Origin of the sequence: Komagataeibacter melomenusus (assembly GCF_013155395.1) — a bacterium.
Taxonomy (GTDB): Bacteria; Pseudomonadota; Alphaproteobacteria; order Acetobacterales; family Acetobacteraceae; genus Komagataeibacter; species Komagataeibacter melomenusus.
In genome coordinates this window covers 1-9,822 of the sequence record NZ_JABJWC010000073.1, presented here as the reverse complement: position 1 = coordinate 9,822, position 9,822 = coordinate 1, and the positions used below count along the sequence as shown (strand labels likewise).

The following is a 9,822-nucleotide window of genomic DNA, read 5'->3' as shown; positions in this document are numbered from 1 at the left end:
GGGGGCGTCCGGGGTTTGCTCATCCGGGGCGGGCCTGACATGGCGGCAGGGCAGATGCATGATCATCTCCAGCCCGCCGGGATGGAAGCGGGCATGCGTGGCCCCGCCGAGTTCATGCGGGAAGCCGCGCTCGAGCAGCACCGAGCCAAAACCCCGGCGCCGGGGGCGGGTTGCGGCCGGTACCCCGCTCTCGCGCCATGTGATGCGCCATTCATCCTGCGCCGCATCATGCGACCACGTGACATCGAGCCGCCCATGCGGCTGGCCCAGCGCCCCGTATTTGACGGCGTTGGTGGCCAGTTCATGCACCACCAGCGCCAGCACCGACAGCGCCTGGCCGGTCAGCCAGATGCGCGGGCCGGTGCAGGTGATGAAGCAACGCTCGCGGTAGGGCGCGAGTTCCGCATCAAGCAGCGCGCGCAGCAGGCCGCCGCCATCGCTGCGCACGGCCTGGTCATGCGCCAGCCCCAGCGCGCGGATGCGCCCGCGCAGGCGCTCCACATGCTGGGCGGGGGTCATGTCGGGCTCCACCGGCTGGCTGACCAGTGACTGCACCACGGCCAGGATGTTCTTGACCCGGTGGTTCAGCTCTTCGTTGAGCATGCGCTGGCGCAGGTCGGCGTTCGCGCGTTCGCGCAACTGCAACTGGTGGTAGGCGCCCATGACCTCGATCAGCGCGGAGCGGACCAGCGTTGCCGCCTCCATGTCATCGCCCGACCACGGCAGGCAGGTGCCGGTGACCTGCTGGGTCCAGACCGCAAAACTGCTGCGCGGGCCGAAATAGCCGTCTTCATCTTCGCTCCGGGGCGGGGCGGCGGGGTCGGCGGCCCATTTCATGCTGCGTATTTCCTCGCCACGGAACACCAGCAGGTAATCGCCCGGCTGTGAGGAAATCGGCAGGATCATCACCCCCGCCGCGTCCTGCACGTACTGCGCGGCCTCGGGGATGTAGGCCGCAAGGCAGCTTGTATGCCAGATCTGGGTGCCGGCGCGGGTGCGGGCGAGTTCCAGCACGGCGGCCATGGCCGGCTCCGGGGGGTGCTGGCCGGTATAGGTCCACTGGCCGCCCACCCACAATGCCGCGCCATCGCACTGCACGAAGGTGAGCATGTCGGTCAGGTGCGCCATGAGGTAGGCGGGCATGTCCGCCACGGGGGCGGCGCCTTTGAGGAAGGTCTCGATCAGCCCGTGGGTCTGGCGCGTCATGTCCAGCCGCTTGGTGCGCAGCAGGTTGGTGATCTGGAGCGAGACGAACTCGCCAAACATGCGCGCCACGATGCGCTCGCTCATGTTGAGCACGTGCGCACTGTAGTGATGGCACACGATCATGCCCCACAGGCGGCCATCCACCATAAGCGAGACCGACACGCAGGCCGCAACCCCCATGCCGCGCATGTAGCTGTAATGGCTTGGCGTGCCCGCGCGCAGATGGGTGTGCGACAGGTCGGGCGGCAGGGGATTGCCCGGCGAGATCACGGGCACGGGCGGGGCCGCCACATCGCCGATCACGCGGATGAGGTTGGTGCTGTAAAGCCTGCGCGAGGGGGCGGGCATGTCGGAGGCGGGGAAATGCTGGCCCAGGAAGCTTTCAAGGTTGGGGCCGTGATGCTCGGCCTCGACCTTGCCCGACCCGTCCTCGGCAAAGCGGTAGAGCATGACACGGTCATAGCGCAGCACGCCCGAGAGCAGGCGCACGACCGTGCGGAACAGCCGGTCGAAATCGGTAATCTCGCGGATGCGGTCGATCATGGTGCGCAGCAGCGACAGGTGCGCCCCGTCGCGCTCGCCCAGCGCGGGTTCCCATTCCAGCATGATGTCCGGGCCTGCGGTATGGATGGCCACGTCATACCGCCCGCCATCGGGCAGGACCTGGCCAAAGACCAGCGCCGGGCGGCGATGGGCCTCGCCATGCATGGCCAGCGCGTTGCGGATGTTGTGCGTGGCCTCGCGGCCGATCACGTCGCGCAGCGGCAGGCCCACCTCCAGCCCGTCGCGCCCCAGATGCGCCGGGGCATTGGCCGACCAGCGCACGATATGCCCCAGCCGTGCATCGCAGGCCAGCAGCCAGCCATAAGGCTGGATGCCTTCCTCTCCCGCCTGGTGGGATGCGTGTTCAGTCATGCTGCGTCATTTCATTTTTGCCCCGGCGGGCCGCTCGGTGGGGGACAGGACCGGACAGGGCTGCCTGCCCGGCGGGGTAACGGAACCTCGATTGTGCCATACAGGCTCCTGCATGCGACGCGGTATTTTATGTTATACCGGCAGTACCGGTTTTTCCAGCAATGCACGCACGCCCACTATTAAGTGACGGCGCAGTGGAAAAACACGGGCCGCAATCGGCGCTATCGGGTCCGCTCCGGTGGTGACGGCAACCGGCAGGCCCGCGCCATATCCGGCCATGATGCGGGTGGGGTGCGCCGCATCTTCCGCCTTGCAGGCAGTCGTGATGATATTGATGCTCCCTGCACAGCCCCTTGTGCCAGCCTGTATCTTTTTATTAAATGCATGATTTGTACAATATTTTATACGATCTGGCATATACTCTTTATTAACCCGGTTATGGGTATGAAACGTCATGCTGGCTGTCACTTATTACAGTGGCCCGGAACTTAAGATCAGGTGTCACGATTTCAGCCTTACCCCCGTTCGCTTTCAGCCAGCCGGAGACCTACAGCCAGATGCCCCGCGACATGATAGACGACATGCAGGTAACCGTCCTGCCCGCGCTGGAACAGACCATTCTTGGCGTTGTCCTGATTGATGAACATAACACTGTCACCTTTTTCAACAAGGCGGCGGAAGGCTTGTGGCACTGTTCGCGGCAGGATGTGATCGGGCGCAATGTCAACGTGCTGGTGCCGCGCAACATCCGCTCCACCCATGATGACCTGATCCGCCATAACCGCGAGACGGGCATCAACAAGATCGTGGGCACCAGCCGCGAGGTCTGTGTCGAGCGCTTTGATGGCACCACCTTCTGGGCCAACCTGTCGCTGTCACGCATCGCGGTGGATGGCAAGATCGGCTACATGGCGCTGATCCGCGATATCTCGCAGGAAGTCGATGACCGCGAGAAGATCCGCCTGCTTTCACTCGTGGTGCGCGAGACCGATCGCGGCGTGGCCATTCTCGACCCGGAATTCCGCATCATCTATGTCAACCGCGCCTTCAGCGACATGTTCGGCTTTGGGGCCGAGCGGGTAACGGGGCATGGCCTGTCTGTCATCCTTGCGGGCGATACGACCGATATCGGCATTCTCAACCAGTTGCATGAGGGCGCGCGCAACGCCAAGGGTTTCACGCTCGATATCCGTGCCCGCCATGCCAGCGGGCGCGATATCTGGGTCTCGGCGGCCATGAACCCCGTGTTCAACGATAGCGGCGAGATCGAGAACATCGTGGTGGTGCTGACCGATATTACCGAGCAGCACTTCCTTGACAGCCTGCAGCGCGACACGCTGGAAGCGATTTCAAGCGATCTGGGCCTGCATGAGGTGATGGATTTCATCTGCCGCCGCATCGAGCATTACATCCCCGATGTCATGCCCGCCATCTACTTGGTGGAAAAGGATGACCGGCTGAAATGCAAGGGCCGCGCCAGCCTGCCGCTTTCGCTCGTCAAGCTGTATGATACGCTGCCCATCGGCCCCGATGCCGCCTGCTCGGGCGTTGCCGCCAGCACGGGCGTGGTGGCCGAAAGCCCTGATATCGCCCATGACCCGCGCTGGCAGCACATGCGCGAGCAGACGCTGCATAACGGCATCAAGGCCGCGCGCGCCACGCCCATCATCCTGCGCAACAACCGGGTGGCGGGCGTGTTCACCTGCTATTCGCGCACCAGCTCCCTGCCCGATGCCGCCTGCCAGAAGGCCGTGGCCACCAGCCTGCACCTGTGCACCCTGGCCATAGAGCGCCACGAGGCGAAGGAACACATCAACCGCCTGTCCGACTTTGACCTGCTGACCAGCCTGCCCAACCGCCGCTGGCTGCGCCAGAACATGCCGCGCATGCTGCGCCGCGCCGTGCGGGGCAACCTTATGCTCGTGACCGTGGGCATAGACAATTTCAAGCATATCAACGATGTGTTCGGCCATACGGCGGGTGATGACCTGATTGCCCGCATTGCCGGCCTGCTGCGTGAGGTGCTGAGCATAGACGACACGCTGGTGCGCAGCGGGGGCGACCAGTTCACCATCGTGACCAATGGCGAGCAGCAGCACGCCTCCACGCTCAGCGCCCATATCCTGCGCGTGCTGGCCGTGCCATCTCATATTGGCGATGTGCCGGTCAGCCTCTCGGCCAGTCTTGGCGTAGCCGTTCACCCCGAGAATGGCGAGGACGGCGATACCCTGCTCAAGAACGCCGAGACCGCCATGTTCCAGGCCAAGGCGAACGGGGGCGGGCATTGCTGCTTCTTCAGCCCGCGCATGAACCAGCAGGCCAGCGACCGCCTCATCCTGGCTGCCGCCCTGCGTGATGCCATCGCCCATGACCGGCTGCGCCTGTTCTACCAGCCGCAGGTGCATGCCCGCAGCGGCAAGCTTTATGGCGTGGAGGCGCTTTCGCGCTGGATCGATCCCTCGCTGGGTTTTGTCTCGCCCGCGCGCTTCATTACCGTGGCGGAGGAAACCGGGCAGATCGAGGCCATTGGCAAATGGTCGCTGCGCGCGGCCTGCCGCCAGATGGCGCAGTGGATTCGCGATGGGGTGGAGGTGCCGGTGGTCTCGGTCAATCTGTCACCGCTCCATTTCCGTGATGAAACGCTGCCGCAGTTCGTGACCGAACTGCTGGCCGAGACCGGCATCCCGCCCGAGAGCCTGACCATCGAAATTACCGAAAGCACCATGATCGACAATTACGAACGCACCATCCGCGTGGCCCAGAAGCTGCGTGAAATGGGGGTTGGCATGTCGATGGATGATTTTGGCACCGGTTTCTCCAGCCTGTCCAACCTTGCGGGCCTGCCGGTCAACGAAGTGAAGATCGACCGCAGTTTCATGACCGGGCTGGAAAGCATCGAGAAGGTGCGCGCGGTCGTCATGGCCGTGGTGCGCATTGGCCAGAGCCTGGGCATGACCGTGGTGGCCGAGGGCGTGGAACATGAAGAACAGCGCCGCCTGCTGGCCGACATGGATTGCGATGTGCTGCAGGGCTACATGTTCTCCAAGCCGCTGCCGGCGGAGGAACTGGCCGCCTGGTTCTCTGCCTATCAGTCAGGTGGCGTGGGCAACTGAGGGGGGCACGGCCGGGCCGTTCTGGCCCGGCTGTCGTAACAATGGGCAGGGCAGGGGCACCGCCCATCCTTCAGGCGGTCAGGACCGGCCTGAATGGCACGCATGCCGTCAAGCCGCCTGACCTGTATCAGTGCTGTCGGCTGATTGATGGCCTTGCAGGCGCAATCGGCATGATGCGTTCCGCTCCGGCTGCCCGGAGATGGGTCAGGGATTGCGGTGTTGATCCCGGGGGATCGAGGTTTTAAAAAGCCATCTCCAGACAATTTTATCAAAGCATAAAATGGCGGAATTCATAAGGCTTCTGCACTACAGGGAAGAAAATATCTGGCGTGGGGCCATTTTCAGGTTTCCGGCACAATACCCTTATGAAGATCTGGTCGATTTCATGCTGTTTGACATGCCGGATCGTGAACGACCTTACGGCCTGATGGTGACAACGGGTTACAAGGCGGGTCTTCTGTGCTGCTTCCTGCCGCAGGACAGTCAGGGCACTGACGGCGGCGTGCGCACAGGCTGGATCATACGGAACTGGAACAGATGGATATATGAATGCAACGTGGAAGATGTTCTGATTTCACGTGGATATGAAATAGCCCCGGACGCTCAGGGCACATGACCGGTGCCTTTGCCCATGAATTGCGCATGTAAGGTGACGTTCCGCGCGGGAAGGCGCGGCCCTTGATGATGGGGGAAATATGTATCCATCATATAATGGCCATATTCTTTACATGCAGGATATTTATTGTATCTGATACATATCTTATGCTGATCTTAAATGCAGGCATGTCACGCAGCATATGGCATTTCAGGGTGTAGTGGGTTAACAGGGCCGTAACGCCTTCACATCCTTGCAGGACAGGAAATGCCGCACCGTGAATATTGATGGCCATATCGTACTGCCAGACCGGGTGATGCCGGGGCGTGTCGTGTTCGATACGGCCATTACCGATGTGCGTCCGCTCTCGCTTGTGCCTGACCGTTACATCCTGCCCGGCTTTATTGACGGGCACGTGCATGGCGGCGGCGGGGCCGACATGATGGATGGGGTGGATGCCATCCGCCATCTGGCCATGTTCCATCTGACACATGGCGTGACCACCCTGCTGCCCACCACCATCACCGCGCCGTGGATTGATGTGATGGCAGCGCTGCATGCGGTGGCCGATGTCATGCATCTTGGCATTTATGGCGGCCCCAGCATTCCCGGAGCCCATCTGGAAGGGCCGTTCATCAACCCGCACAGGCGTGGCGCGCAGCCGCCCTTTACCGTATTGCCCACGTCCGCGCGGGTGAGTGCCGTGATCGAGACCGGCGCCATCAAGGTCGTGACGCTGGCCCCGGAACTCGAGCAGGCCGAGGCCGCCATCCAGAAATTCGTCAAAGCGGGTATAAGGGTCAATATCGGCCATACGCTGGCGGGCTACGAGCAGGCGGAGCGGGCCATATGCCGTATCTGCGGCATGGGTGGCACGGCAGGGGGCACGCATCTGTTCAACGCCATGCCGCCGGTCATGGCGCGCGCGCCGGGGGCGGCGGCCGCCCTGCTGTGCAGTGACATGGCCTATGCCGAGATGGTGTTCGATACCCACCATGTTCACCCCGCGCTGTTCCGGCTGGCGCATCGGGTCATGGGCAACCGGCTGGTGTTTGTAACCGATGCCATGCGGGCTGCCGGCGCAGGCGATGGCCCGAGTGAACTGGGGGGGCAGAACGTGATGGTGGCCGATGGCGTGGCACGGCTGCCCGATGGCACGCTGGCGGGCAGCGTGCTGACACTGGACCAGGCGCTGCGCAACGCCATGCAGGCCGGGGCCTCGCTGCCGCAGGCGGCGGCACTGGTCAGCACGCATGCGGCCAACTGGCTGGGCCTGCATGACCGTGGCGTGCTCATGCCCGGCCGCCGGGCCGATATCGTGATCATGGGGGCTGACCTGAGCGTGCAGGAAGTCTGGGTAAATGGCCGCCGTTGCGCCTGATGGCTTATGCCGCCCCGCTCCGGCCACGCAGGCATAAAAGCCCTGCCGCCAGCGCCAGGACCAGCCCCAGCGCATAGGCACCCAGGAAGGGTTCATGAAAAATCAGCACAAGCCAGAGCGTTGACAGCACGGGGGTCAGGAACACCAGGGCCGAAATGCGCACCGCGTTGCCCCGCGCCAGCGCCAGAATCCACAACACATAGGACAGGCCGTTGATCGCCACCCCGTTCAGCACCAGACCGGGGAGTGCGGCCCGCGGCGGCATGCCCAGCGCCCCCGCCTGCCAGCCTGCCAGCACGGACACCACGGTCGATGCCACGAACAGCCAGACCGTGCCCGCCAGCGCATCTGCAACATAAAGCCGCGAGAGTACCGACAGCACGGCAAAGCAGAGCGCCCCCAGCATCACCAGCCCCAGCGCGGCCGGATGGCCCAGGCCGATATGGGTGATATCGCCCCGGCTGAGGGTAACCGTCATGGCCGCGACGCCGCAGGCCAGCCCCAGCCCCTGCCACAGGCTGGGCCGCACGCCAGGAAAGATGGCCGAAATGGCCACGATCATCACGGGCCAGCTATATTGTGCGATCAGCACCGCCACGCCATTACCGATATGATAGCCGTGGTACAGGCACAGGTAGAACAGGCCATCGAGCACGCCACACAGCATGGCCACCTGGTTGGAGCGCCGGCAGGCCGAAAGCCGCCTGAAATTGCCCCCGCAGAGCACGGCAAACGCGCCCCCCACGGCCACGCAGGAAAACAGGTTGGAAATGAACAGCACGTTGTAAAAACTGACTGATGCCAGCTCCAGCTTGGAGACGGGCGCAATCAGGCTCCAGGCCAGGACACAGACCAGTGCCAGCACCATCGGACTACCCATGACGGCTGCGGCGCGCCGGGCAGGCGAGGCTGGATCAGGAGAGGGCATGGAGAAAGTCCGGCATGGCAACCATAAAGCCCTGAAACCGGCATGATGGCCAGAGCCGACATGATCGTGCCGGGCAATCAGGATCTCCCTGCCCGCGCGGCGGTCTGTGATTCAGGCCGGGGGGTGGCCGCGTGTGCGCAGGCTCACCAGGACTGCGGCAAAACCGGAGGCCGCGGCCAGCCCCAGCCCCCAGCGCGGACCAGCGTGATTGGCCACCCACCCCACAACCGGCGCGCCAACGGGCGTGCCGCCAAGGGCCACGGCCAGGCGGATGGCCATGACGCGGCCCCGCATCTCCGGGGTGGCGGAAAGCTGCATCAGGCTGTTGGTCGTGGTGGTGAATGTCAGGGTGGCCAGCCCCACCAGCCCAAGGGCTGCGGCAAACAGGCCGTAGCTAGGGGCGATGGCGGCCAGCAGGCAGCCCACGCCAAACAGCAGCGCCCCCGTGCGTAGCGTCGCCATCGAAACCTTTTCACGACCCGCCGCCACAACCGCGCCCAACATGGTGCCCACCGCCATGCAGGCGCTGAGCAGCCCGTACCGCCCCGCGCCGACATGAAACACGCTGACCGCCATGGTGGAAATGAACAGCGGAAAATTCAGGCCAAACATGCCAATGAGCAGAAGCATCAGCACGATGGTGCGCAGGTCGGGCCGGCGCCACACATAACGGAACCCTTCCAGCAGGCCCCGCGCACCCCGTTTTGCGGGTGGGGCGACAGTTCGCCCGTCAAGCGCCAGCAGCGACATGAGCACCGCAATGAACGAGAGGCCATTGAGCACGAACGCCCACCCCGTGCCCACGGCGGCAATGCACGCGCCCGCCGCCACCGGCCCCAGCATGCGCCCGGCATTGAAGGAGACCGAATTGAGCGCTATCGCATTGGGCAGGTCGTCCCGCCCGACGAGTTCCGATACGAAGGTCTGGCGCACCGGGCCATCAAAGGCGGCCACGCTGCCAAAGGTGAAGGCGAAGGCATACATCTCCCATAATCGCGCCGTGCCGCATACCGTCAGTATGCCCAGCCCCAGTGACAGGGTCGCCATCATCCCCTGCGTGAGCATAAGCAGGGCGCGGCGGTCGAAACGGTCGGCGGCATAGCCTGTCCAGGGCAGGAACAGCAGTTGCGGCGCCATCTGGAAAGCCATGGTCATGCCCACCGCCGTCGCGTCATGCGCGGTCAACTGGGTCAGCACAAACCAGTCCTGCGCCGTGCGCTGCATCCAGGTGCCAATGTTCGACACCACGGCCCCGCTGGCCCAGATGGCGTAATTGCGGTGGCGCAGCGAGCGTATGGCACGGGCGCCAAAAGCGAAGGAAAGCGGCACGGGAGCGTACGACCTTTGCAGCACAGGGCGATGGGTTGTACCGTCGTGCCGGTTTTCTCCATCGGGGGGAAGGGGGAAGAGCCGCGTCATGGCATCCATGACATGGGTTGCGTTGCAGGCCAGCTTCACGGCCTGCCGCCCGGTTGCCGCCTCCGCGCCGCCAGCGCTGCCTGCGTGCGCATGTGGCCTGATGTCGTGTAACGCCATTCGTCAGGTGTGGTTCGGCGCAATGAGGGAGCAGGTCAGGCGGTGGCGGTTGTGCGTGGCGTGCCGGGCCTTTCTTCCTGCCGTCACGCATTTGTGCTGGCCCGTTCGAGAGGGGCGGCCTAATACTGCCCCACCCATGCCCCGCACT

7 protein-coding genes are annotated in these 9,822 nt (G+C 64.1%); 3 read left to right on the top strand and 4 right to left on the bottom strand.

Features of this window, described 5'->3' with window-relative positions:
• Positions 1 to 2,121, bottom strand: a 2,121-nt coding sequence (locus tag HNW77_RS16390; RefSeq protein WP_172159100.1) for an HWE histidine kinase domain-containing protein, incomplete at its 3' end; no start/stop codon positions are given.
• 132 nt (positions 2,122 to 2,253) lie between these two features.
• Complete coding sequence (locus tag HNW77_RS16385; protein WP_172159098.1) at positions 2,254 to 2,577, bottom strand: hypothetical protein; 324 nt, start codon at positions 2,575 to 2,577, stop codon at positions 2,254 to 2,256.
• Between the two features lie 101 nt (positions 2,578 to 2,678).
• Between HNW77_RS16385 and HNW77_RS16380 the strand changes: the two genes are divergently transcribed.
• From HNW77_RS16380 to nagA, 3 genes are all read left to right on the top strand, one after another.
• Entirely contained in the window at positions 2,679 to 5,234 is a 2,556-nt protein-coding gene (locus tag HNW77_RS16380) for an EAL domain-containing protein (RefSeq protein WP_172159096.1), read from the top strand.
• Between the two features lie 280 nt (positions 5,235 to 5,514).
• The gene (imm45, locus tag HNW77_RS16375; RefSeq protein ID WP_187353295.1) at positions 5,515 to 5,850 is read left to right on the top strand and encodes an Imm45 family immunity protein; all 336 of its coding nucleotides are present in this window, start codon (positions 5,515 to 5,517) and stop codon (positions 5,848 to 5,850) included.
• Between the two features lie 256 nt (positions 5,851 to 6,106).
• On the top strand, positions 6,107 to 7,210 hold the full coding sequence (nagA, locus tag HNW77_RS16370; RefSeq protein WP_172159094.1) for an N-acetylglucosamine-6-phosphate deacetylase: 1,104 nt from the start codon (positions 6,107 to 6,109) through the stop codon (positions 7,208 to 7,210).
• A 4-nt stretch (positions 7,211 to 7,214) separates the two neighbouring features.
• On the opposite strand, the gene HNW77_RS16365 is transcribed toward nagA, so the two are convergent.
• Positions 7,215 to 8,138 carry a DMT family transporter gene (locus HNW77_RS16365; RefSeq protein ID WP_172159093.1) on the bottom strand — a complete coding sequence of 308 codons (924 nt, stop codon included), beginning with the start codon at positions 8,136 to 8,138 and terminating at the stop codon, positions 7,215 to 7,217.
• A 111-nt stretch (positions 8,139 to 8,249) separates the two neighbouring features.
• Positions 8,250 to 9,674, bottom strand: coding sequence for an MFS transporter (locus tag HNW77_RS16360; RefSeq protein ID WP_241694530.1), 1,425 nt, complete (start codon positions 9,672 to 9,674; stop codon positions 8,250 to 8,252).
• Positions 9,675 to 9,822 lie beyond the last annotated feature (148 nt).

What these genes read in the sequence shown, in the direction of transcription:
- HNW77_RS16385 (WP_172159098.1), bottom strand. Translation starts at nt 2,577, where the DNA reads ATGACGTTTCATACCCATAACCGGGTTAATAAAGAGTATATGCCAGAT.
- HNW77_RS16380 (WP_172159096.1), top strand. Translation starts at nt 2,679, where the DNA reads ATGCCCCGCGACATGATAGACGACATGCAGGTAACCGTCCTGCCCGCG.
- HNW77_RS16360 (WP_241694530.1), bottom strand. Translation starts at nt 9,674, where the DNA reads ATGGCGTTACACGACATCAGGCCACATGCGCACGCAGGCAGCGCTGGC.
- imm45 (WP_187353295.1), top strand. Translation starts at nt 5,515, where the DNA reads ATGGCGGAATTCATAAGGCTTCTGCACTACAGGGAAGAAAATATCTGG.
- HNW77_RS16365 (WP_172159093.1), bottom strand. Translation starts at nt 8,138, where the DNA reads ATGCCCTCTCCTGATCCAGCCTCGCCTGCCCGGCGCGCCGCAGCCGTC.